Origin of the sequence: Syntrophorhabdus sp., from assembly GCA_012719415.1 — a bacterium.
GTDB lineage: Bacteria > Desulfobacterota > Syntrophorhabdia > Syntrophorhabdales > Syntrophorhabdaceae > Delta-02.
In genome coordinates, this window is record JAAYAK010000043.1 from 22,943 (window position 1) to 45,429 (window position 22,487).

The following is a 22,487-nucleotide window of genomic DNA, read 5'->3' on the forward strand; positions in this document are numbered from 1 at the left end:
TACCACCGGCAAAGAGAAAAAGCAATACAGGACCAATACTTGTGGCGAACGAGGAACCTGCCGAAAAGAGAACACCCCGGGACTTGAACCGGGAAGACGAGAGGCGCTCCGGCGGCAGGCGACCGTTCATCAACCGCAGCAATCTCCGTGACATCATCATCGTGGTCTGCCTCATCTCCGCCGTGCTTTACAACCTCGATTGGGTAAGGCTCTCGGTGGCGGGTGTGCTCCTTATCTTCGGCTGTTTCTTCCATTATATGACAAAGGGGGTCCTCATCCGCAACGTGGTCCTGTGCCGGGAGGGGACATACAGCGTGGTCCGCCATCCTTACTACATGGCGAACTATCTCATAGATTCGAGCTTCTGCCTCGTGAGCGGGAACGTCTACCTTCTCCTGATATACCCCTTCCTGTTCTACTGGTCCTACGGCCCGACGATCAGAAAAGAGGAGGCCACACTGGCTCGGCTCCACACTGGCGAGTACCTGCGGTACAGTCTCGATGTCCCCCAGATCTTCCCCGATGCTTACTCCGTCCGCAGCTTGAAGGGAGTGGGAAGGGGATTTTCGATGCAGAGGATCACCCGGAACGAGATATCCCGGTTCATGCGCTTCTGGGCGACGGGTTTCCTCATCATATTCATCCACACCCTGAAGGCGGCGGACCTGCAGAAGCTCTGGTCTTTCGATCCTGCCGTCATCAGCGACAACCCTCATGGCTTTGCGCTCCTGCTTTCGACCATAGTCCTCTTCGTTGCCAGCCTTCTCGTCCAGTGCAAGAAGGAAGAACCGGCCCTCAAAGCGCAATAGCCCCATGGGACCCACCGTGAACCCCGCACCCGGTCAGAGATGGACCTTTGCTGAATACGCGGTGCTGGCCGTCCTTGTTGCCGCCGCCGGCGTCCTTTTCTTTTCCGGTCTTTCGTGGCGTTCGCTGTGGGGATCCGAAGGCCGGTGGGCGGTTATCGCCCGTGAGATGATGCTGAGCGGCGACTATTTTCTCCCCACCATCAACGGCGTTGTCTACTTCGACAAACCGCTGCTCAGTTACTGGGCGATCATTCCCTTCTCGCTCTTTTCGGGGGTGACGGAAATGTCCGCCCGGCTCCCCGGTGCCCTTGCCGGAGTGGGCACGGTGGCCCTCATCTTCGCCATCGGCAGGGGCCTTTTCGGCCTCACCCCGGGGTTGTATGCCGGCCTTGTCCTCCTGACGACAGTCATGTTCGGCTTCTGGTCGAGGACGGCGTCGGCGGAGGTCTTGAACGTCCTTGCCATATGGTCGATGCTCTGGGTCCTGCAGGGCAGGGGTGCCGGGCGCCCGTTCCACCGGTATCTCTCCTTTTACCTCATAGCGGCCGTCTCTTCCTTCTGCAAGGGTCCGCTCGCGCCTGCCGTCGCCGTGACGGCGGTGATAGCGGTGAGCTGCGTGGAGACGATCTGGGACATCAGGCAGGACGGGTTTGGCAGGACCCGAATGAAGGCGGCGGAGCATTTTGACTGGATACTCTCTCGGAAAGGCATCCTGGGGGCGGTCTGCGGCCTTGCCCTCTTTGTCCTGCTTCTTTTCCTGCCGGTGATCATGACCGGGTCCTGGGAAGCCGTCGAGCTCATGTGGCGTGAGAACGTGGTGCGGTTCCTGGAACCCTTCGATCACGTGGAACCCTTCTACATCTATTTCAAACACATTCCCGTGTTCCTGATCCCCTGGACGTTCCTTGCCGTCGGAGCCCTCATCCACATGAGAAGATGGGGAGGCGGGCCTGAGCGGCGGTGGCTTGCCACCGTGACGGTCGCCATATTCCTCTTTTTTACCCTTTCCGGTTCAAGGAGGAGCTATTACATACTGCCCCTTGTCCCCGCCTTCGCGCTCATCATCGGGAGGTCACTGGCAGGATTTCTGGAGCGCGAGAGGGAAAAGGGATCCCCGGCCATGAAGGCATCCCTTGTCGTCACGGCGTTCATCCCCGTCATCGCGGGAGTGGCGCTCGTCGCCGGGTATTTCGGTTTCGAGGCGTACCGTCATCTCTCGGAGGTCATAGCGGGACCGGTGATCGTCGCAGCCGGGGTCGCGGCGCTCTTCTTCATCGTGAGGAGGATGTTCGTGCCGGGTTCGGCCCTTCTTGTCCTTGTCTTCTTCGGGATCCTTCTGTGGACCTTTACCGCCGGGACCTCGATAGGCGAAAGAGGCCGTGGTCTGAAGCCCTTCGCCCGTCAGGTCGCGTCAAGGATAGAGGGGGTATCGCGGGGGAACGTGGCGATGTACGGGGTGGGCAATTCCTCTTTCCTTTTCTATCTCGACAGGAAGTCTCCCCTGAGGGCCTTGAGCGGCCTCCGGGAGGTCTGTTCCTTTGCAGGAGGCTCCGGCAGGCACCTCATCACGGAAGAGGCCTTTGTAGGGGGGATCGAAAGTGAATGTGGAGCGCGGACGTTTGAAAGGGCGCTCAGCGAATCGACCGGGGACCGGAAGAGGAAACGCGACGACCTCGTTCTTCTCGTCTCTCCGAAAGGGCCCTGAAAGGCCTTCAAATGGGCGTAAATCTCAAAGTTTTGCTTGACTTAGCATACCAAATGTATTAATTTAGACAAATTTTTTTAAGGGTGAAAACGGTTATGAAGACATATTTTCCAAAAGAAGGCGAAGTTTCGAATGACTGGTACGTAATGAACGCCGACGGTGTGGTGCTGGGAAGGCTCGCCGCCAGGGTTGCCATGATCCTCCGGGGTAAGACGAAGCCGGTCTTCACGCCTCATGCCGACACGGGTGACTTTGTCATCGTCGTCAATGCCGACAAGGTGAAGCTCACGGGAGCGAAGCTCCTGCAAAAGACCTATCAGAAGCACAGCAACTTTCCCGGCGGCCTGCGCGTGACGAACGCGAAGACCATGCTCGAGAAGAAGCCGGAAGAGGTGATCTATCAGGCTGTGAAGGGCATGCTCCCCAAGAACACGCTCGGCAGGAAGATCCTCAAGAAACTGAAAGTGTACAGGGGCAGCGAACATCCGCACAAGGCCCAGATGCCCAGGGAGATATCGTTGAAGGAGGTACAAGGTGCCTGAAAAGAGGTACTACGCAACTGGTAAGAGAAAGACCGCCGTGGCGCGGGTCTGGATAAGGCAGGGGTCCGGGGAATTCCTTATCAACGGCAGGCCGTTCGAGGATTACTTTCCCGTTGAAGAACTCCGGCTTATGGTGAACAAGCCTTTGATGCTGACGAACAACATCGGCAAGTTCGATGTCGTCGCGAACATATACGGCGGCGGGATACCCGCACAGGCCTGGGCCCTCGGCCACGGCATCGCCAAGGCCCTCCTCGAAGTGAACGCCGGCCTCAGGGTCACCCTGAAGAAACAGGGCCTCATCACGAGGGACCCGAGATCCAAGGAACGGAAGAAATACGGAAAGAAAGGCGCACGCGCCAGCTTCCAGTTCTCCAAGAGATAGATCGATGCTCAATATCGGAATCGTAGGAGCAACGGGCTATACAGGCGCCGTCCTGATGTCCTTGCTCCTTACTCATCCCGATGCGAAGATAAAGCTCATCACGTCCAATACGTATCGGGGCCGCAAGATATCGGATATCTTTCCCCTTTTCCGGGGCCGGCTGGAGGAGGTGCTTCAGCCGACGGACGGGGACCATCGCGGCTCCTGCGACGTCTATTTCCTGTGTCTCCCCCACGGGACCGCAATGGACAAGGCCCGGGAGCTTTTCGACGGAAAGGCCCTCATCGTGGACCTCAGCGCCGACTTCCGTTTCGAGGACCTTGCGATCTACGAGAGTGCCTACGTGCCCCACACGGCGAAAGAGCTTGCCGCACAGGCGGTCTTCGGCCTCCCCGAACTCTACAGGGAGAAGATCAAGGGGGTGAAGCTCGTCGGCAATCCGGGTTGCTATCCGACGTCGGCCATTCTCCCCCTGTATCCTCTCGTCAAACACGGAATGCTCGAAGGCGATATCTTCATCGACTCAAAGTCGGGGGTCAGCGGAGCCGGCCGGGAGGGAAAGGTCGGCAGTCTCTTCTGCGAGGTCTCCGAGGGATTCCGCGCCTATAACGTCGGGGTCCACCGGCACGAGCCGGAGATACAGAAGGAAGTCAACAAGTACTCACCCCAGAGGATATCCTTTGTCCCCCACCTCGTTCCCATGTCGCGAGGTATCCTGACGACGGTCTACGGTAGACTGGCCAAGGCGGCAAAGACCGCCGAGGTCCTCGACGTCTTTCGGGAGACCTTCAAGGGCGAGCCTTTTGTCCGGATCATGGACGAGAACGTCTACCCCGACACCCGGTTCGTCAGGTTCTCCAATTACTGCGACATCGGTCTCAAGGTCCTCGACGACGGCCGCATCATCGTCATCTCCACCATCGACAACCTCGTCAAGGGCGCCTCGGGCCAGGCCCTCCAGAACATGAACGTGGCCCTTGGCCTTCCCGAAACCGCAGGCCTTTCCGGGGTACCCCAGTATCCCTAGTCTTTCTGCGCTTCCGCACAGAAAGACCGTCTCAAGTCTCACGTCTCAGGTTTCAAGTTAAAGACCTTAGAAGACCGTTTCAGGTTTCAGGTTAACGACCGAAAGCCTTGGAGGGACGAAAAAGAAAGAGGCTCTCTCTGTCCTTTCTTCTGAAACCTGAAACCGCCTCTACCCCTCCATCTTCCGTATGTCCTTGATATGTACCTGTTCCTTAAGAATGAAGATGAAGCCCATGATGTTGTAGGGGATGTACCAGGAGGCGTGGAAGAAGAGGGATACGGCGAAGGATTGCGCCTTGGGGACGCCGAAGATGGCGAGGAGGTAGACGAGAAGGAACTGGTAGACGCCGATGTATCCCGGGGAAGAGGGTACGGCGAGGCCCATGTTCAGGAGGGCCGTGACAAAAGGGGCGTAGACGAAGGGCAGGGGAACACCGAGGGTCTTGAGGGAGAAGTACAGGGCTGAGCTCATGGAGAGCCAGTTGACGATGGACAGGACGATGAAGAGCGCGATATGCCCCGGTGTGCTGATGCGGCGGAGGTTCTCCTGTATCTCAAGCACTCTCACGGCGAGGCGCGCGAGGAAGGGACGCTTGAACCCTTGGAGGAACCCGGCCATCCTGTGGGCCGTCTTCTCGCGGCTCACGGCAACGAGCACTATGACGCATACCACGAAAATGGCCACGAGAACGTAGAGGGCCTTGGACACCGACGGGGGGAGGGCCTGGCGCGGGAAGAAGAGGAAGGTGATGGACAAAAGGCCCAGCAGGTCAAAGACCCTGTCGATGAACACCGTCGACACCGCGTACGTGAAAGGGATGCCCCTTCGCTTCGAGATGGCGTAGCCGCGTGCGACCTCCCCGATTCGGGCGGGAAGGACGTTGTTGATGAAAAGGCCGATCACGAGGGCGATGAATGCGTCGCGGAACCTGACCGCGTTCCCCGTTATCATGGACCATCTGAAGGAGCACAGGGTGAGGCAGAGGAAGATGCAACATACGGGCAGGAAGGCGTACGTGAGATCGGCCCTGGCAATCGCCGCGGCGAGCTGTCTGTATTCTATCCCCCTCAGGGAGAAATAGAGAAGGACGATGCTGATGACGAAACCGGCTGCCGTTATGATCCTGTGCTTGTTCATTTCTTATAGTTCGTGACGTATATTCCCGCGCTCACCATGACAAGCCCGGCGACGAGGCCCGTTGTCAGCTCCTCCCCGTGAAAGAGGACTCCGAACGCCACGCCGAAGATGGGCGTGAGAAAGGTGAAGACGGAGAGCTTTGCCACCGGGTAATCGTGGATGAGCTTGAACCAGACCAGGTATGACGCGAAAGCGACGACCACGGACTGGAAGACGAGCGACGATATCGCCATTGTCCCCGGATCCTTGAGCCAGACCGGTTCAAGAAAAAAGGCGCAGAGGAAGAGGACGGGGATGGAGAAGACGAGCTGGTAGAGGAACGTGTTTATGGGATGCATTTTCTCTGCCAGGAATTTCTTGATGTAGAGCGTCGTGGCGCCCCAGAGGAAGGCCGCCAGGATCTCAAGCATGTCGCCGACAAGCATCAGTTTGTTGTAAGTCGAGGGTTTGCCGTAGAAGACGCTGACCAGTCCCGCAAAGGCAAGGACAAGGCCCATCCACTTGAGGGGGTTCAGCCGTTCCCCCAGAAAGAGGTGTGCGCCTGCAGCCACCGCGAAAGGTGACAGATAAAGGAGGATGACGGCCCGCGCCGAGCCCGTGAAGAGCAGGCCCAAATACAGGCAGGCGAACTCGAGCCCGAAGAGGACCCCCACAACGACGCCGTGCACGAGAAGCGGCCCCCGGTGGAGGAGTTTCTGCCTGATGGCCAGGCAATACCCGATCCCCAGCGCTGAAGCCAGAACGGAACGGGCGAAGGATGTAAAGATGGGCGAGAACCCCGTATTCGTGACTTTGATCGCCGAATAGTTGATACCCCACAAAAGGGCCAGGATCAGGATGGTGATGAATCCCCGCGTGTCGATATGGTCAGTTTTCATTGAGATATGACCCATGTTTTATCGACATAGACGGTCTATGTCAAGGAAATTAAGCCCATTAGGAGCGCGGGGACCTGGGCTCCCGCACCTGCCGGGTTTTCCCTTGACAAGGTGCCGGAATTTTTGTTCTATTTAACAGCAAAATCAAGAAAACACGGAGCTTTCCATGAAAAAAACTGCCATCGTCGGGACGGGTTCATACCTGCCCGATCACATCATGACGAATTTCGATATCGAAAAGTTCCTGGACACGTCAGACGAATGGATCTTCACCCGCACGGGCATCAAGGAACGCAGGATAGCCGAGAAGGACCAGGCCACGTCCGACCTGTGCAAGGTTGCCTGCGAGCGGGCGATGAAGGTTGCCGGTGTCACGGCCTCCGACATCGACCTGATAGTCCTCGCCACGATCACCCCCGACACCCATTGTCCGGCCGGGTCGAACTGGCTCGAGGCGAAGCTCGGCTGCACAAAGGCCGTCTCCTTTGACGTGACGGCGGCATGCTCCGGTTTTCTCTTCGCCCTCCACGTGGCGGACAAGTTCATCAAGTCGGGGGCGAACAAGACGGTCCTTGTCGCCGCGGGCGAGATCATGACCAGGGTCGTGAACTGGAAGGAACGGGAAAGCTGCATCCTCTGGGGTGACGGCGCCGGCGCGGCGGTGGTCACCGAATCCGAGAACGGCGCGCAGATCCTCTCGACTCACATCCACACGGACGGGGCGGCGGGCGATACGCTGCTCATGCCCGGCGGCGGATCGAAGACGACGCCTATCTCATACGAAAGCGTGGACAACGGCCTTCACTACCTCAAGATGATCGAGGCCAACAGGTCCTTCAAGGTGGCCGTGAACCGCTTCGCCGAGGCGTGCGAGGAGGCGGCTTCGGTCAACGGTTACACCGTCCATGACGCGGACGTTATCATCCCCCACCAGGCGAATCTCAGGATACTCCAGGGCATGGCGAAGAAGCTCGGCGTACCCCTGGAAAAGGTGTACATGACGATAGAGAAGTACGCCAACATTTCCTCGGCAACGGTCCCCATCGCCCTCGACGAGGCGGTCCGCGACGGCACAATAAAGAAGGACTCCCTCGTCCTTTTGACCGCCTTCGGCGGCGGACTCACCTGGGGAAGCAGCCTCATCCGGTGGTAACGGTTTACATTTGCCGGAAAAATATTTAGAATAATCAATCCCCGGAGGGATGGCTGAGCGGCCGAAAGCGGCGGTCTTGAAAACCGTTGGGCATGCAAGTGCCCCGTGGGTTCGAATCCTACTCCCTCCGCCAATCTTTTCGCCCCGGAAGGGGCGGTTCCAGCAAAAGACGGTCTCAGGTTTCAAGTCTCAGGTTTCAGGTGAGGTCCGTGCGGGGTCCCTTTGCCGTGCAGCCGCGCTCAGCGGATGAGAGGACCGTTCAAAGAGCTTGAAGAAGAAGAAACAAAATTCATCTCCGTGCAATGGTGTTTCTGAGAATGTGAAAACGCAAGGAACGTCCCTATCGGTTTCCGAGGTGTTCGGTATTGACAGGTGTAATACCCGAGTGTATCATACTGGTATGAAGGTGGCGATATCCATTCCAGAGGAAATACTCAACGAGGTTGAAGGGCTCACAAAGGAGTTCGGTTGTTCACGGAGCCGGGTGTTCGCTATTGCCGTGGAGGAGTTGCTCGAACGACGCAGGACCAGGGGCCTGCTCCAGGCGCTCAACGAAGCATACGAGGATGACACCCCGGAAGAGACCGAATTGAAACGGCGTTCCAAAGGCTATCATGCCAGGAAAGTGCAGAAGGAGCCCTGTTGACCATACGGCAGGGGGATATCTTCTGGGTCGACCTGGGGGACCCTGCAGGTTCCGGGCCGGGGTATCGCCATCCCCATGTGGTCATCCAGAACAACGTTTTCAATGAGAGCCGTTTGAATACGGTGGTGCTTTGCGTATTGACGTCCAACGTCAAGAGAGCCGCATCGCCGGGAAATGTGCTGCTCCACAAGGGTGAGGGCAACCTCCCGAAGGCCAGTGTGGCCAATATCACGCAACTGATAACCGTTGACAGGAAGGACCTTGTCGAAAAGATAGGCTCCCTGCAGCCGGCACGGATAAATCAGATCCTGAACGGAGTACGCCTCCTGCTGGAACCAATGGAGCCCTGACCTCTCTCAGGTCAACTTCCGCGACGCCCTTCGCATTGCCTGGGGGATCGAGTTAACGAGGCTGGGTCGGACAGGGACGCCCGTCAGAAAGCAAATAAATCTCATCTAATCCGTAATCCTTTTCTTTTCGATGATCTGGTAGGCCTCTTTCACCAAACTAGCTCCAACAACACAGAAGAGAAAGCGGGGGCGCTGGGTCTCTTTGCCGTGCAGCCACGCTCAGCGGATGAGAGGACCGTTCAAACAGCTTGAAGGACAAGAAACAGAATTCAGTACCGTGCCATGGTGTTTCCGAGAATGTGAAAACGCGAAGAGCCTGTCGGTTCATGTCTATTGACATGCTCGGGCGAGAGGGATAGCATCTTTCTAACACATCGACGATCATCGTTGCTCGCTCAGACCTGAAAAAAAGAGAGTGTGAAGATGGCTTCCAGAGCTCCCCTTTTCTATAATCGGCACAGAATAGAACTAGCCTTTATTGTGTCGGTCTTTTTATTGGCTCCCGTTTTTTCGAGCGCTCAGGAGATCAACAAGTCTTTATTTGGTGATTATGACACGGCGCTGGTAGTTTATGATCGCGCTTCAGGGAAGGCTGTGCACGCCGACCCTGCTCTTAGCGCTCGTCGTCTCACGCCCTGTTCGACTTTCAAGATATATAATACCTTGATCGGCCTTGAGCTTGGGTTGATCAAGGGAGCTGAGGAGCCGTGGTATAAATGGGACGGCGTTAAACGTGAGTTTGAAGAATGGGATAAGGATTTAACCCTTCGGGAAGCATTTGACGTATCGGCTGTGCCGGCGTACCAAATACTGGCGCGTCAGATCGGCGAAAGCCGTATGAAGGATTACATTGAAAGGATTGGCTATGGTTCAGGCGATATATCGGCCGGTGTTGACATATTTTGGCTTCCACGGCCTGGAGTGACGTCTATTAAGATCAGCGCTCATGAACAGGTTGGGCTTTTAAAGAAGCTCCTGGATGGAACACTTCCTTTTTCCGAAAAGAATATAGCGATACTGCGTGATATTATGCAGGTAAAAAAGACCGAAAAAGGAACGCTTTACGGCAAGACCGGTTCGGGTATGGGATCTGATGGAAAATGGAATTTAGGCTGGTTTGTGGGTTTTCTTGAAAGCGGTGGGACAACATACGTTTTCGCCTGCAATATTACTAATGGGGATGCCCCGTCCGGAAAGGTTGCGCGGAAGATCGTTGAAGATGAGTTTCGGTCGATGGGGCTTTTATAGGTGTTGGGCCCGACAGGGGGACATCGTTAACAAGAAAACAACCTTCTCAGACGAGCCTCAATACCTTCCTCTCTGCAATGTCTCTTGCCCTTCTCATGGCGAAACCTATTGCGTGTTGAGCACCTCCGTCGGTCATGGTGACTCCGGGGGCATCTCTGGCCTCCCCGATATTAAAGAACGCCCCCTGGTTGTTCAACTGCGGTTATTGCGGGTCTTTAGCCCGTTGTTAGCAAGTTTTATTCTCTCCAATGCTGTGGTTCGTTAAGAGCTCTTGAGCATTCTACCTGTCCCTTGATATTCCTTAGGGCATCACCACCTAGTGCCTGAACCATCCATGCCGCTGAATGCTCTTCAGGTATGGGATAGGGTGCTTCAAACCCCTGTTTTCCTGCCGGCGCGAATCCGCAACGTGGATAATATGTAGGGTGTCCGAGAACAAATACCAACTCTGTTCCTGATGCCTTCAATCGCTTTAGCCCCTCGTTAATTAGCTTTTGCCCGATCCCGCGTTTTTGGACGTCTGGGAGTACTGCCAAAGGAGCCAGTATTTGAGCAGATACCGGGGATTCGGTTTGGGTTATTCTAACTTTTGTGTAAAGAATATGCCCGATCAGTTTGTCATCATTAACAGCGACCAAAGACAATATGGGTTTTGCCGTTTCATCATCCAATAGATCATCGACGAGTTTGGAGATCACAGGGCCCTTTTCTTTGCCAAAAGCGCGCCTGTGTATGTTCAGAATTTCATTACGATCTGATTCCTTCGCGACTCTGATTATCAATGCTTTCTCCTTTTGGGTGTTGCCGACAATATTCGCTCGGGAGCGTTACTTGGTATTGAGCGGTACTATAGGGCCGCCATCCTTGCTTACGCCGAGCCTGATCGGTCGGGGAATACCTTTCGTTGGGACTGTCGCTTCAACCCAGAGTTGTTCGCCCTGATTCCGGCGGGATGGGTCGGGGATGTGTTCTGGGATAAAGAATGCCACAGGTTCATTCAGGACGGCCACTTTCTCGTGGCCGATCTTCGCGTATCGCAGCGAAAGGTCTGAGGGGTTGCGCGGGATACCTTTTGCGGCTACGGCAAGCAAGCGATCGTTTTCCACGCGAAGGCTGACCGGGTGAGATGTTTGGTCCGACCCTTTCTTGCTCTCATCAATTCCCCGAGGCTCTACGATGAGCTGCAGGCTGACATATCGCCCGCGGACAGGAAGGTCAGGGTCGTAGGGTACCGCACTTACCCAGAGACGGGGAAGTGTCGCCCGGTCATAGAGTAGTTTCGCGCCAAGCGTTGCCACCAGGCACAGGTGAATTGCCAGGACCACCAATCCTTTGAAAAAGGGGCTCATGTCCCTCCTTTGCCGATTCGGGTCAGAAGCCGGCGGCGGGTCTTTTCAAGCAACCAGCCTCCGAGAAGAAAAAGAAATCCGAGTCCTATCAAGCTTGCCGAGCGCCCGAGTTTGTCCATAACGGTTGAAAAATAGAAAGCCAGAACGGTCAGGGCAAATCCCGCAATGCCCAGATTGACCCGTTCCTTGCGTGTCTCCTTCATGCCCCATCCAATGAGGCCAACCGAACCCAATGCGCATAGAGCATAATGGACAAGGTTGTCGTCGGCCTCGAACAGGAATCCCGCCGCACTCAGGGCGGTAACCCAGATCGCTGCGATCGCATTCGGCCAGACGTGGCTGCCCCGAAGCCCCCAGGCGAACGCAAGAGGCAGGAGGAACGCCACGGCCCATCCAAGAATGTGATAGGCAAGGGGCAACGAAGGCCCATGCACAGAGCCGAACGATCCCGATCCGATGACGACTCCTGTTGCCGGGATCAGAGCGATCCCTCCGATCCACGAAAGGGCCTTCCGCAGAGGCGAGGTTTTCTCCGGCGACACCGCCGTCAGGTAGGTGGTGGCCAGCAGCAGCACCCCGGCGCCAAGGACATTACCACTGAAGGCCCATCCGTGCGTTGCCACGGCCCATTCGCCTGCAAGCCATACAGGTATCAGGATGGCTGCGAGACAGGCCTGTGTCCAATGGCGCAGCAATACCCACGCCGTAGAGGCGCCAAATGCCCACAGCATGACCCCTCCCGGCCAATGCTCCTGAAGATGGAAGATCTGTCCTGTCAGGTAGATCCCTGCGCCCAGGCAGATCGTGCCAATGGCGTGTAATGTTGTTGAGAGGATGCTGAAGCGGGAGGCGGCTATTGCGCCGGCAAGGTGTGCGGCGGCAACGAGGGTCAGGACGAGACAGAAGCGTGTTCCCGGAGAGAGCCCATCCCAGTGTGCGGCTACGAAAAGCAAGATTCCAGCTGCGAACAGTAAACCGCCGAGGGCGATAGCTATCAGGATCGGCCATCGCAGTCCTTGAGCTTTCTCCCGATCCGCTTCGTAAGCGCGTATCATGTCCGCCGTGGGGGTGTCTATCAGTCCCGCTGTGGTCCATCGCTGAAGGTGCCGTTCCCAATTTGCCGCCATAACGGTCTCTCCCTGCCTCTTCCAGAAGAAATGAGCAGTTGTCTGTGACTTTTCAGGTTAATTCACCCACCCCCTTTTCATGTTAATTCACCCGGGGGCGGCGCAATATCCTCAGTCTTCTACCATGACCATTTCCTCATGTTCAATCCTTTTCCGTTGCCCTTTTCGATCTGCCCATCCTCTTCCGGTAGCTGTCCCCTTCGATGAAGATCTGGTGGGCGTTGTGGGCCAGCCTGTCAAGGAGGGAGTTGGCCAGGAGCGGATCGTCGAAGAGTCCCATCCATTCATCCAGGGGCCGTGAGCTCGTGATGACGGTCGAGGACCGCTGGTACCGTTCGATCATCACCTCGTACAGGTCCTGCGCCTCCGATCCCGTCAGCCTCTGCAGACCAAAGTCATCGATGATAAGGACATGGGGGCGGATGAGCCCGATGACCTCCTTCCCGAACGAGTGGTCGGCCCTCGACTGGTGGAGCCTTTTAAAGAGAACCTGGGACCTCAGCATCAGCACATTGAGACCCCTTCTCACCGCACTGTGTCCCAGGGCATTGGCGAGGTGGGTCTTCCCCACGCCGACGGGGCCGCAGATGATGACATTCTCGTGCCTGTCGGCAAAGCCGAGTCGGAAGAGGTCCTTCACCTTCTCCCTGTCGACGGTGATCGGGGCGTCCCAGTCGAACCGCTCGAAGGTCTGCTCCTGGTCGAGATAAGCGCTTTTCATTTTTCTCACGGTCCTGCCCTGCTCGCGTCTTTCGATCTCGTCGTTGAGCACGAGCTCCAGGAACTCGCCGTGGGAGAGCTTCTGGGTCTTCGCATATGACCCTCTTTCCGGCAGGGTGGCAAGGATGCCCCCGAGCTTCAGTCTTTTGAGCGTCTGTTTCAGTTCCGTTGTGATCTCCATCTCATTCCTCCTTTTTCACGAAGTACGCCGCCGGCCGGGCAAACCGGGACGGCAACGGCTCCCGCCTTCTTTCCTCGGTGTCCTCCCTGACGAGGCCCTGCTGTATGATCTCTTCGACCCTGCGCACGTCGACGAGTTCAAAGGCGAGGGACCGCTCACATGCCTTCTCCACCCTCTCTTTGCCGTACCGGTCGGGCAGCCTCACGAGCTTCTGCGCCTGGCGCAGCTTTGTCCAGGGGAAGGTCCCCGACAGGAGGATCTCCGCAAAGCGCCGCGCCGAGGGGCCGATCTGCCCCGCCCTGTCGACATAGTAGGTGCAGCTTCTCATCGCGTAGGGCGCCTTCTCCTTCGGATAGTCGTTGAAGTCCGTCGAACGCTTCCCTTGGGGCACGGCGGGATGGGTCTTGATGAGTTCTCCCTTGTAGTAGATGCGGAGAAGCCTCGTATCCCTTCTCACCGACACCTCCCGGCCGACATACCGGGTCGGGACGGAGTAGAGGCTGTTGCCGAAGCGTATGTGGTGGTCGGGATGAACCTTCACGGATCCCCAGCGGGGGACATCGAACCGCTCTCCCGTCAGGGGAAGGAGGGCACCCTTCTCCTCTTCGTTGAAGACGATGAGCGGCCTCTTGCGCGTGGTCCCGTGGATCCTCATTCCCGCGGTGTCGCGGCACCACCTGACCGCCTCCTCCTGGACATGGGCGAGGTCCCTGAAGGTCTCCCCGGCAAAGAAGTTCTTCCTCACGTAGGGAACCTCCCGCTCCACCTTCGGTTTGCCCGTCGGGTCATCGGGCCGGGCGGGATCGATGATAAAACCCCTGGACTGAGAGTACTCCAGGAAGGTCCTGTTGAAGACAGGGGCGTAGCGGTCGGATCTGACCACCGCCGCCTTCAGGTTGTCGATCACGACCTTTCTCGTCAACCCGCCGAAGAAGACCCAGGCATCCTCCATGCCCAAGATCAGGGACGGGAGGTCCTGGGTGAAGGTCACGTGCACGTACTGGTGCCTGCTGGAACAGAGTGTGACCACAAGCCCGTAGACGGACCGTCTCCGTGCGCTGGCTTCGTCGTAGAGGAGGCCCAGTTTGCCGAAGTCCACTTCCGCCACCTCCCCCGGTGCGGTATCCGCCATGCGCACCGTGGTCCTCGATGGAATGCCGATGTGCACGGACACGAACCGGTACAGGCCCGGGTAGCTCACCTCGACGCCCCGTCTTGAAAGCAGGATATGGACCTTCGTCAGGGTAAGATGATCGTCCTTTATCCACGATGCAATCGTTGCCTTGTGGGGAAGGAGGATCTGATCGAGAGACCTCTGCGGACCGGGCGGGCGGGACTGGATCTCCCTGACGACCTCCCCGGCTATCGTCTCGAGATCGCATGGCCCGTCCCTGCCAAATCCCTTCTTGTAAGCGAGGCGCAGGTACTTCCTCAGGGTGTTGCGGTCCATGCCCGTCGCCCTCGTGACCGCCCTGATCGAATAACCGTTCTGAAGCCTTCTCAAAATGTCGACAACATCAACCACCATGTACTCCTTTCTCGCCATACCGCCTCCCGTTCGACAAAGAGATAACGGGAGTAGTATGCCCTGATTTCGGCGCCGGCCGGGTGGGTGAATTAACTTGAAAAAGTGGGTGAGAGATCTTGAAAAAGGGGTGGGTGAACGATCTTGAAAAACAGACCGTCTAAATGGGTGAGCTATCTAGAAAAATCACAGTTGTCTCGCGCGATCCCCCGACATCACAGTCGTGTCGGTCCAAAGCAACCGGTACCCTTAATACTGTGAGGATGCCTGAACCTTCGTCCGCCCCGGCGCTCAGGCGTCTAAATTGTCTCCGAATTGACAGGGCTAAGCAAGAGAAAAGTGGAGAACCGGTGCCTGCCTGCGGGAGAGAAGAATGAGGGCGCCGAAGAAACAGCGCGGGACAAAGTATCCGTTTTCTGGTAAGAAATTGGAAAGGAGAGCTTCATTATGGATACGTCTCGAGTTAGTGGTGAAGAGCTTCGATCGTATGTTGAATTCTTGCTGAAGCAGTTCAGGAGGGCCGATGGGTTCTGGTTCTTGGGAGTAGAGAACACCTTCAGCTACGACGCGGCGATCAAGATGAACCAGGAAGTGTGGCACAGGATGGGGAAGATCATGACCAGGGAGATCAAAGAGAGGTTCTCCATCAAGGAAAAAGGTCTGGAAGCCCTTGCCAGGGTTCTCGGGTATTTCCCTTGGGCAATGATAAGTGGGTACGAGATCGAGACCAAAGACGATGAGATCATGATTGCGATCGCTCATTGTCCTTCCCAGGAAGCCCGACTGAGGAAAGGAGTGGGTGAATACAACTGCAAGGGTATGCACCTCGGGGAATTCATGAGTATAGCCGGGGAGGTTGACAGTGACATAAAGGTCGAATGCTTGTTTGCCCCTCCTGACCCCCACCCCAAAGAGCTATTCTGCAAATGGCGATTCAGCATGAATAAGAAGGCGTGAACCGTACCTTCTGAGTCGCCCGGCAATCCCCTCATTACCGCTTCATCAGCGCGAAGACGCCCCAGCCCAGGTATTCACGCATGTAAGTGGCGTAGCGCTTGGGTTCCGAGGTCAGTTCGGCTCGAACATCTTTCGCGAACTCGTCGTCGGGGTTGGCTTCGAGCCATCGGCGCATGGTGAGCCATTTGGCTGCTTCGTATCTGTCCCAGCTGTCCTGGTCCGCCAGAACCATTTCCACGACGTCGTAGCCGAGGCGGCCGAAGGAGGCGATAAGGTCTGGAAGCAGGAGAAAGTCGGAGACCGAGTGGGCAAGACACCCCCTGGCGACATCGTCCGTCGGCGGTAATTGCCGCCAGCAGGGCTCGCCGATGAGGATGATCCCTCCGGGGAGGAGGCTCCGCGCCAGAAGCTCGATGGTTCCGGGGACTCCTCCGCCGATCCACGTGGCGCCGACACAGGCTGCCACACCGGCCTTCTCGTCAGATACGAAGCCGGCGGCATCGCCATGGATGAACCTGACCTGATCGGCGACGCCGAGCTCCTGAGCGCGGAGTTGCGCTTGCTCGGTGAATAGCTGGCTCATGTCGATGCCGGTGCCGATGACTCCGTAATCGCGTGCCCAGGTGCACAGCATCTCCCCGGAACCGCTGCCGAGGTCGAGTACCCGGGTTCCCCTTTCCAGACGCAGTGCCGCGCCGAGGGTGGCGAGCTTTTCGGGTGTGAACGGGTTATGGATGCGGTGAGCACTTTCGGTGATGTTGAAGATCCGTGGAATATCCATTGCAGAAAATCTCCTTATGGTTGTTAATAGATCCGGTTACGGCCTAACATGGCGCTGAGCGGCAGGCATGAAGACGCGGCCCTGTAAAGGGCATGCGGACGAGCGACTGTCCGTTCGAGCGACTTTGTTTGGCGGCAATGTCATTATAGACTTTCTTGATGCATTAGTCATTTGCTAACTCATCTGCTCGGCGTCGCTCAAAAGCGCGATGAGGCCAGACACGAGTAACGTAGAATGTCCCCTTCGATTACCGGTCTCAACGCGCTACTGCACATGGGTGCGGTCGGCCGGTTGAGAAACTTGCCGTATGATGCTATATGTATAACGGACTGACACGGGTTAACGCCATACCACATAATTAGGAGGACACAATGAAACGGTCGCTGGCCTTAAGTCTTTTTGCTGCAGTTTGCGCGGTATTCTATGTCGTATTATGCTCCACTGCTGTATACGCAGTATCAGCTCACACTCCTTATGGTCACACTCCCCATGGTCACACTCCCCATGGTCACACTCCCCATGGTCACAATCCCTATGCTGGGGGTAAGTGCAATGCGGGCTATACCTATACGACATATCAAGGCAAGCAGTTATGCATCAAATGCAACCCCGACTACAGGTACACAAAATATCAGGGCAAAGAGCTGTGCATCAAATGCAACCCCGGCTACAGTTACACAAAATATCAGGGCAAAGAACTGTGCATCAGATGCAACCCCGATTACAGGTACACAAGATATCAGGGCAAAGAGATGTGCATCAAATGCAACCCCGGGTACACCTATACAACGTATCAGGGCAAAGAGCTGTGCGTAAAATAGTCCGGGAGGACGCTCTCAAAAAGTGAATGGAGCTTGAAAGACCAACACGGCGAATGCCTGTGAGGAGACACGATGACAATATTCTTATGCACCCTGACAGCATTGGCCGTCGTCGTTCTCGTTGTCTACCTGGCCATTCCCATAGCTAAAATGATCAAGAACAAGGACAGGCAGCGTGATGTCGCGGAAGTGATGTATCCCGGGGACGGGGAGCGTCAGTCTGAGTTTAGAGACAAGGTCGCCTCTGAAATCCTTCGTAATAACCCGGGACTGACATACGAGTCCCCCGAGTTTCAGACTCTCTACCGGCAAGAGATGGACAGACTGCTGAAGGAATACCAGAGTCAGGGAACTTTGGGGACGGACAGGGATGCTCGTTAGAAGGTAAATGAGTCTCCGATGGTTTCACATTTTTTCTATTCTCTTCGCGTCACGCGATCCTGTTTTCTTTCACGCCCTCTCAGGGCAGGGCTGTGAATCCGTACTCGCGAAAATGACGGTCGAAGGTGAATGCTGAGCGTATGCCCAGTTCACGCATCGTCTCGAAACTGACGCAGTCCACCAGGCTGAGCCCTCTCTTCGAAGCGGCGAGAAGGGCGGCCGTCCCCAGCCGATGTATATCGGAGGTGACGAATTCAACAGACAGAACGGGGACGAGATCGTCGCAGAATCCCCGTGCTGCCTCAAGACCCAGTCTGCTCTGGATGAGCGCGCTACTCTCCACAAGGACGTAGCTTGTTGTTACCAGGGCCTGCCCGGAGCCTATGAGTTCGCGCCATACACCGGCTGCCCTGGCGTGGTTGTTGTCGTCGGCGTCCATGATGGCGAAGAGGGCGGAAGTGTCTACGAAGACGCTCATTGACCGAAAGCCTCGGTCAGGTAGGCGTCGTGTTTGCGGGATATATCTTTCTTACCGGACCTGAACTTGCCGGCAATCGTGAGGGCCCGGTTGCGTCTTTCCTCGGAAGCCGGTCCCGTGCCGGCGGCAATGGCTGCTTCAACGGCTTCGCGTATGACTTCCGCCATGGGCACCCCTCTTGACGACGCAAGTTGCTTGACTTTTAAGGCCTGTTCTTCGGTAAGCTGGATCTGGGTCCTTATCATTCGTTCCCGTCCTCCTCCAATGATTACACGATAACACCATGTGTAATCATTGTCAACACCACCTCAGTGCAATGCGATGGATGCGCGGCCTGGAAGAGGCGACTCCTTTCATTTCATTACTGATCGTGGCAACATGGACGGGGCCATTGCGGGTTTCCCATCGAGAAGGTGAAGATGCAGCCGCTGCATCACAACTATGGACAGAGTCCCGCAGAAAAGGGTATACTGAGCCGCGTTAGTCTTACCTTTCTTGTCCGCCGGCTGTTGGGGGCGGGCCGATACGAAGTACGATCATCGTTTGATCAGATCGACAATGACCCAATTCGAAAGGAATAAGGATATCAAGAATGACAAGCATTGAAGAATTCATCAAAATGAGAGAGGGTATCGAGGAACTTGCCGCAAAGATCGCTCTTCTTATAGAACGCAAGGATGTAAGGGAATTGGAGAAACACCTCGATACTGCAAATCGCCAGCTGGAAGTATTAAAGACCATGATCGCCAACGACACGCAGGAGATGGTCGGCAGGCGCCTCTCCGCACAGCTTGAGGGTTTTGGCGCCAGGATCAAAAAAATGAAACAGAAAACGCCCGTCAAAAGGAAGGCTGAGAGAAAAGAAAAGACGGTGGCGACGAACAAGCCTTCCAACACGGAGACACTGGAAATAGTGACGTTTGAGCGTCCTTAGCATGTGCGATCGGGAATGATAGTGAAGGTTGGGCGTGAAGGATAGCAGGAAGCAGGATCTGAAGGCCGAGCTAAATACTTCTCAATATGACGCGGTGACCACCACGGAGGGACCCGTTCTTGTCATCGCCGGTGCGGGGAGCGGGAAGACCAGGGTCATAGAATACCGCTCGCTTCACCTTATACAAAAGGATATTGAGCCGGAGTCGATCCTCCTTTTGACGTTTACCCGCAGAAGCGCTCAGGAGATGATCGAACGGGCTTCCCGGAACGATCCGAGATGTTCGAGGATAGACGGCGGCACCTTTCATTCATTTGCGAGCAAAGTCCTCCGGGTCTACAGCAAGAATCTGGGCCTGTCGAACTCCTTCACCATATATGACGAAGGTGACGCGGAGGAGGCGATCCGGCGCTGCTGCAACAAAATGGGCTACGATCGCGACAAGGAGTTTCCCAAGAAGAATGAACTGAAGAATGTCTTCAGCCTCTGTGTCAATAAGGGAATGGACGTCGAAGACGCGGTCCTGAGGAAGTACGTTGACTACGAGGATCGCCTCGGCGAGATCAGGCATGTTCAGAAGGAGTATGCCGAGTATAAACTCAGGAACAACTGTGTCGATTATGATGACCTCCTGGTCTATCTCAGGGTTGTCCTCGGGATCGACGAGGTCAGGGAGAGACTCTCATCGCGATACCGGTACATCATGGTCGATGAATTCCAGGACACGAACGGCATCCAGGCGGATATCGTCCGTCTTCTCGCGAAAAGACACAACAATGTGATGGTCGTGGGTGACGACGCGCAGAGCATCTATGGGTTCCGGGGAGCCAACCACACCAACATTCTGCGATTTCCCGGGGAGTTTGAAGGCTGCAGGGTGATCATGCTCGAGCAGAACTACCGAAGCACCCAGTCTATTCTGGATGTGGGCAACGCCGTCCTCAACACCATGACGCGTAAATTCGAGAAGCGCCTCGTCGCGGCAAACGGCGAGATCGGGGAAAAGCCCGTGGTGCTGCGATTTGACGATATCTACGAGGAGGCGGCCTGGGTGGGTCGCAAAGTGCAAAGCCTCAGGGCGAAGGGCATCGCTTTGAGAGATATCGCCGTGCTGTTCAGAACGGCATTCACCTCGATGCCCCTTCAGTCGGAATTGGTAAGGCAGGGCATACGCTTCAAGCTCTTCGGCGGCCGCAAGTTCTATGAAATGGCCAACGTGCGGGACGTCGTCTCGTACCTCCGGTTGATCGCGAACCCCGCGGACGAGCTGGCCTGGCACCGTGTCCTGCTCCTTTTGCCGGGTATCGGCGCGAGGACCGTGGAAAGGCTCCTCGAGATGATCACCCACTACACCGATCCGAAGGACATCATTGAAAGGGTTTTCGCCCCGCTATGCACGGGCCAGAAGAACTCGGACGTCTTCGCCTCGTTCGCGAGACTTCTCCAGACGCTCCTTACCCCATCCATGACGCCGTCGCGGCAGGTGGACGCCGTCATGGAACACTATGGTCCCATAATGGAGAGCAAATACAAAAAAGACCCCCTCAAGGTCAGGGAGTTGGCCATGTTGGGGCAGATGGCCCGAAGGTATACGAACTTGAAGGATTTTCTTGCCGATGTGTCCGTTGATCCCGACAAGGATACGAATGACGATGACGTCGAATACCTCACCCTCTCGACGGTGCATTCGGCAAAGGGTCTCGAATGGGGCAGGGTCTTTCTTATCGGCCTCGTGGACGGCGTTTTCCCTTCGAGCAGGTCATTCGATGAAGGCGACGGTGGGGACATCGAGGAGGAGAAACGGCTTTTGTACGTGGCAGTTACAAGGGCGAAGGAAGAGCTCTTCATGAGCTACTACACCAAAAAAGGCGTGAATGAACGGTCCAAGGCAGCGCTGTGCCGGTTCCTCGATCGTGCCAATGTTCAAAAAACGTTTGAGGCCAGGACGGTAAAGCCGTCAACCAGGACATCCCGCTGATCACATTACGTTTCCCCAGGGCCTCAAAGTCTGTCCCCTGAAGCTCCGATCTAGGTCCGGTAGAGATGTTCCCGCGTCATTGGCAGGGAGTTGTTCAGTCCGTTGGTGAAGAGGATCTGATAGAGCCTTGTGTCTCCCCAGCGGAAGGCTGCCGCGCTGCCGTTGAGGTACATGCGCCACATGCGGACAAAACCGTCGTCGAACATCTCCCGTATCTCCCGCGCGTTCGCTTCGAACCGCTTGCTCCATTCGTCCAGGGTAATCGCGTAGTGGAGGCGAAGGTTTTCGATATCGACCGGGGAGAGGCCCCGTTCGCCCATGGTGCGGATAACATGGTCAAGGATGGGGAGGTAACCCCCGGGGAAGATGTATTTCATGGTCCAAGAATCCTCGGCGGTATCAAGCTCCTTGCCGATGGTGTGGATCAGGCCGATGCCGCCGGGTTTCAGCAATTCCTTTGCCTTGTCCATGAATTGAGGGATGAATCCTTTTCCCACGTGCTCGAACATGCCTATGGAGACGAACTTGTCGAAGCGGCCTTCCATGTCGCGATAGTCTTCGAGGGAAATGGTGATGTCTTTTTCAAGCCCTTCCGCTCCCGCCCTTTTCCTTGCGTACTCAGCCTGATGAGGGGACAGGGTACATCCCAGGCCCTTGACGCCGTAATGGCGCGCGGCATAGAGAAGCATGCCGCCCCAGCCGCACCCGATATCTATCAGCGTTTCCCCTTCCTTCAGTTGAAGCTTCCTGCAGATGTGTTCGTACTTTTGCTGCTGCGCCTGTTCCAGGGTGTCCTCTTCGCTCCTGAAATAGGCACAAGAATAGGTCATGCTCTCGTCAAGGTAATACCGGTAGAACTCGTCTCCCAGGTCGTAGTGATGAGTAATGTTCCCGGGTGACCTTGTTGTGGTGTTGAGTGATCTGATGTGCTGCACGAGAATGGCCAATCTCGCGCCGGGTGAGAGTTTCGCATTCCGGAAACGGGGGTCAACGCCGAGACGAACGAGCTGCTGCAGGCTGCCATCGACATCGATGTTGCCGGCGACGTATTCTTCCCTGAACCCGAGCGTGCCGTTGCCAAGACAGCGTCTGGCCGCCGTTCCGGTCTTGAACGTGATAGTGAAGGCCGTCGGGCCATTCCCGTAGGTTTCGGTTTGACCATCCCAGAAGCGCACTGCAAAGGGAATATCGGGAGAATTACGACCCAGCGCTCCGAACAATTCTTGAAGCGTTTTTTTCATAGGTTCCTCCAGGGTGAGCCGCCGCCCCAGGTGCGGTTACTAAAGTCTATCAAATTCGGGAGGGGGAGGACAGAAACATACTCTCTTCGCGTCATTCTGCGGTGCGTCGAGCCGGGCAGCACATCGACTGCTTC

At 56.3% G+C, this 22,487-nt stretch carries 24 protein-coding genes and 1 tRNA gene; 14 read left to right on the top strand and 11 right to left on the bottom strand.

The window, feature by feature from the left end:
* The first annotated feature begins 41 nt into the window (after positions 1-41).
* The 5 genes from GXX82_02595 to GXX82_02615 all read left to right on the top strand — a co-directional run bounded on the left by GXX82_02595 (position 42) and on the right by GXX82_02615 (position 4,468).
* A complete protein-coding gene (locus GXX82_02595; GenBank protein ID NLT21916.1) occupies positions 42-809 on the top strand; it encodes a hypothetical protein in 768 nt (255 codons plus the stop codon).
* A 16-nt stretch (positions 810-825) separates the two neighbouring features.
* The gene (locus tag GXX82_02600) at positions 826-2,514 is read left to right on the top strand and encodes a hypothetical protein (GenBank protein ID NLT21917.1); all 1,689 of its coding nucleotides are present in this window, start codon (positions 826-828) and stop codon (positions 2,512-2,514) included.
* Positions 2,515-2,609: 95 nt separating this feature from the next.
* Positions 2,610-3,056, top strand: coding sequence for a 50S ribosomal protein L13 (gene rplM / locus GXX82_02605; protein NLT21918.1), 447 nt, complete (start codon positions 2,610-2,612; stop codon positions 3,054-3,056).
* Positions 3,049-3,441, top strand: a complete 393-nt coding sequence (rpsI, locus tag GXX82_02610; GenBank protein ID NLT21919.1) for a 30S ribosomal protein S9 — start codon at positions 3,049-3,051, stop codon at positions 3,439-3,441. Before rplM ends, rpsI begins: the two co-directional genes overlap by 8 nt.
* Before the next feature lie 4 nt (positions 3,442-3,445).
* The gene (locus GXX82_02615) at positions 3,446-4,468 is read left to right on the top strand and encodes an N-acetyl-gamma-glutamyl-phosphate reductase (GenBank protein NLT21920.1); all 1,023 of its coding nucleotides are present in this window, start codon (positions 3,446-3,448) and stop codon (positions 4,466-4,468) included.
* 168 nt (positions 4,469-4,636) lie between these two features.
* On the opposite strand, the gene GXX82_02620 is transcribed toward GXX82_02615, so the two are convergent.
* Both GXX82_02620 and GXX82_02625 read right to left on the bottom strand, forming a co-directional pair.
* Positions 4,637-5,605, bottom strand: coding sequence for a flippase-like domain-containing protein (locus GXX82_02620; protein NLT21921.1), 969 nt, complete (start codon positions 5,603-5,605; stop codon positions 4,637-4,639).
* On the bottom strand, positions 5,602-6,483 hold the full coding sequence (locus tag GXX82_02625; protein ID NLT21922.1) for a DMT family transporter: 882 nt from the start codon (positions 6,481-6,483) through the stop codon (positions 5,602-5,604). The genes GXX82_02620 and GXX82_02625 overlap by 4 nt, the downstream gene beginning before the upstream one ends.
* A 166-nt stretch (positions 6,484-6,649) precedes the next feature.
* Between GXX82_02625 and GXX82_02630 the strand changes: the two genes are divergently transcribed.
* The 5 genes from GXX82_02630 (at position 6,650) to GXX82_02650 (ending at position 9,880) form a co-directional block, all read left to right on the top strand.
* Positions 6,650-7,636 (top strand): ketoacyl-ACP synthase III, encoded by a 987-nt coding sequence (locus GXX82_02630; protein NLT21923.1) that lies wholly within the window; start codon positions 6,650-6,652, stop codon positions 7,634-7,636.
* Between the two features lie 43 nt (positions 7,637-7,679).
* Positions 7,680-7,769 (top strand) — tRNA-Ser (locus tag GXX82_02635).
* Positions 7,770-7,904: 135 nt separating this feature from the next.
* Positions 7,905-8,282: a hypothetical protein gene (locus GXX82_02640; GenBank protein NLT21924.1), complete on the top strand. Its 378-nt coding sequence runs from the start codon at positions 7,905-7,907 to the stop codon at positions 8,280-8,282.
* Positions 8,279-8,632, top strand: coding sequence for a type II toxin-antitoxin system PemK/MazF family toxin (locus GXX82_02645; GenBank protein NLT21925.1), 354 nt, complete (start codon positions 8,279-8,281; stop codon positions 8,630-8,632). Before GXX82_02640 ends, GXX82_02645 begins: the two co-directional genes overlap by 4 nt.
* A gap of 423 nt (positions 8,633-9,055) precedes the next feature.
* A complete protein-coding gene (locus GXX82_02650; protein NLT21926.1) occupies positions 9,056-9,880 on the top strand; it encodes a class D beta-lactamase in 825 nt (274 codons plus the stop codon).
* Positions 9,881-10,116: 236 nt separating this feature from the next.
* On the opposite strand, the gene GXX82_02655 is transcribed toward GXX82_02650, so the two are convergent.
* The 5 genes from GXX82_02655 to GXX82_02675 all read right to left on the bottom strand — a co-directional run bounded on the left by GXX82_02655 (position 10,117) and on the right by GXX82_02675 (position 14,803).
* The gene (locus GXX82_02655) at positions 10,117-10,662 is read right to left on the bottom strand and encodes an N-acetyltransferase (GenBank protein ID NLT21927.1); all 546 of its coding nucleotides are present in this window, start codon (positions 10,660-10,662) and stop codon (positions 10,117-10,119) included.
* Between the two features lie 45 nt (positions 10,663-10,707).
* On the bottom strand, positions 10,708-11,229 hold the full coding sequence (locus GXX82_02660; protein ID NLT21928.1) for a hypothetical protein: 522 nt from the start codon (positions 11,227-11,229) through the stop codon (positions 10,708-10,710).
* Positions 11,226-12,356 carry a DUF2157 domain-containing protein gene (locus tag GXX82_02665; protein NLT21929.1) on the bottom strand — a complete coding sequence of 377 codons (1,131 nt, stop codon included), beginning with the start codon at positions 12,354-12,356 and terminating at the stop codon, positions 11,226-11,228. Before GXX82_02665 ends, GXX82_02660 begins: the two co-directional genes overlap by 4 nt.
* A 142-nt stretch (positions 12,357-12,498) precedes the next feature.
* Entirely contained in the window at positions 12,499-13,257 is a 759-nt protein-coding gene (locus GXX82_02670) for an ATP-binding protein (GenBank protein ID NLT21930.1), read from the bottom strand.
* 1 nt (position 13,258) lies between these two features.
* Complete coding sequence (locus GXX82_02675) at positions 13,259-14,803, bottom strand: IS21 family transposase (protein ID NLT21931.1); 1,545 nt, start codon at positions 14,801-14,803, stop codon at positions 13,259-13,261.
* Between the two features lie 426 nt (positions 14,804-15,229).
* Here GXX82_02675 and GXX82_02680 point away from each other — a divergent pair, with 426 nt between their 5' ends.
* A complete protein-coding gene (locus tag GXX82_02680) occupies positions 15,230-15,739 on the top strand; it encodes a hypothetical protein (GenBank protein ID NLT21932.1) in 510 nt (169 codons plus the stop codon).
* A gap of 34 nt (positions 15,740-15,773) precedes the next feature.
* On the opposite strand, the gene GXX82_02685 is transcribed toward GXX82_02680, so the two are convergent.
* Positions 15,774-16,520 carry a class I SAM-dependent methyltransferase gene (locus GXX82_02685; protein ID NLT21933.1) on the bottom strand — a complete coding sequence of 249 codons (747 nt, stop codon included), beginning with the start codon at positions 16,518-16,520 and terminating at the stop codon, positions 15,774-15,776.
* An 893-nt stretch (positions 16,521-17,413) separates the two neighbouring features.
* Between GXX82_02685 and GXX82_02690 the strand changes: the two genes are divergently transcribed.
* Complete coding sequence (locus GXX82_02690) at positions 17,414-17,722, top strand: hypothetical protein (GenBank protein NLT21934.1); 309 nt, start codon at positions 17,414-17,416, stop codon at positions 17,720-17,722.
* Between the two features lie 79 nt (positions 17,723-17,801).
* Here GXX82_02690 and GXX82_02695 read toward each other — a convergent pair whose 3' ends face one another.
* The gene (locus tag GXX82_02695) at positions 17,802-18,200 is read right to left on the bottom strand and encodes a PIN domain-containing protein (GenBank protein ID NLT21935.1); all 399 of its coding nucleotides are present in this window, start codon (positions 18,198-18,200) and stop codon (positions 17,802-17,804) included.
* Positions 18,197-18,445 (bottom strand): ribbon-helix-helix protein, CopG family, encoded by a 249-nt coding sequence (locus GXX82_02700; protein ID NLT21936.1) that lies wholly within the window; start codon positions 18,443-18,445, stop codon positions 18,197-18,199. Before GXX82_02700 ends, GXX82_02695 begins: the two co-directional genes overlap by 4 nt.
* Before the next feature lie 347 nt (positions 18,446-18,792).
* On the opposite strand from GXX82_02700, the gene GXX82_02705 reads away from it, so the two are divergent.
* Entirely contained in the window at positions 18,793-19,134 is a 342-nt protein-coding gene (locus tag GXX82_02705) for a hypothetical protein (GenBank protein NLT21937.1), read from the top strand.
* 34 nt (positions 19,135-19,168) lie between these two features.
* Positions 19,169-21,112 (top strand): ATP-dependent helicase, encoded by a 1,944-nt coding sequence (locus GXX82_02710; GenBank protein NLT21938.1) that lies wholly within the window; start codon positions 19,169-19,171, stop codon positions 21,110-21,112.
* A gap of 50 nt (positions 21,113-21,162) precedes the next feature.
* Here the strand turns inward: GXX82_02710 and GXX82_02715 are convergent, their stop codons facing one another.
* Positions 21,163-22,353 carry a class I SAM-dependent methyltransferase gene (locus GXX82_02715; GenBank protein ID NLT21939.1) on the bottom strand — a complete coding sequence of 397 codons (1,191 nt, stop codon included), beginning with the start codon at positions 22,351-22,353 and terminating at the stop codon, positions 21,163-21,165.
* Positions 22,354-22,487 lie beyond the last annotated feature (134 nt).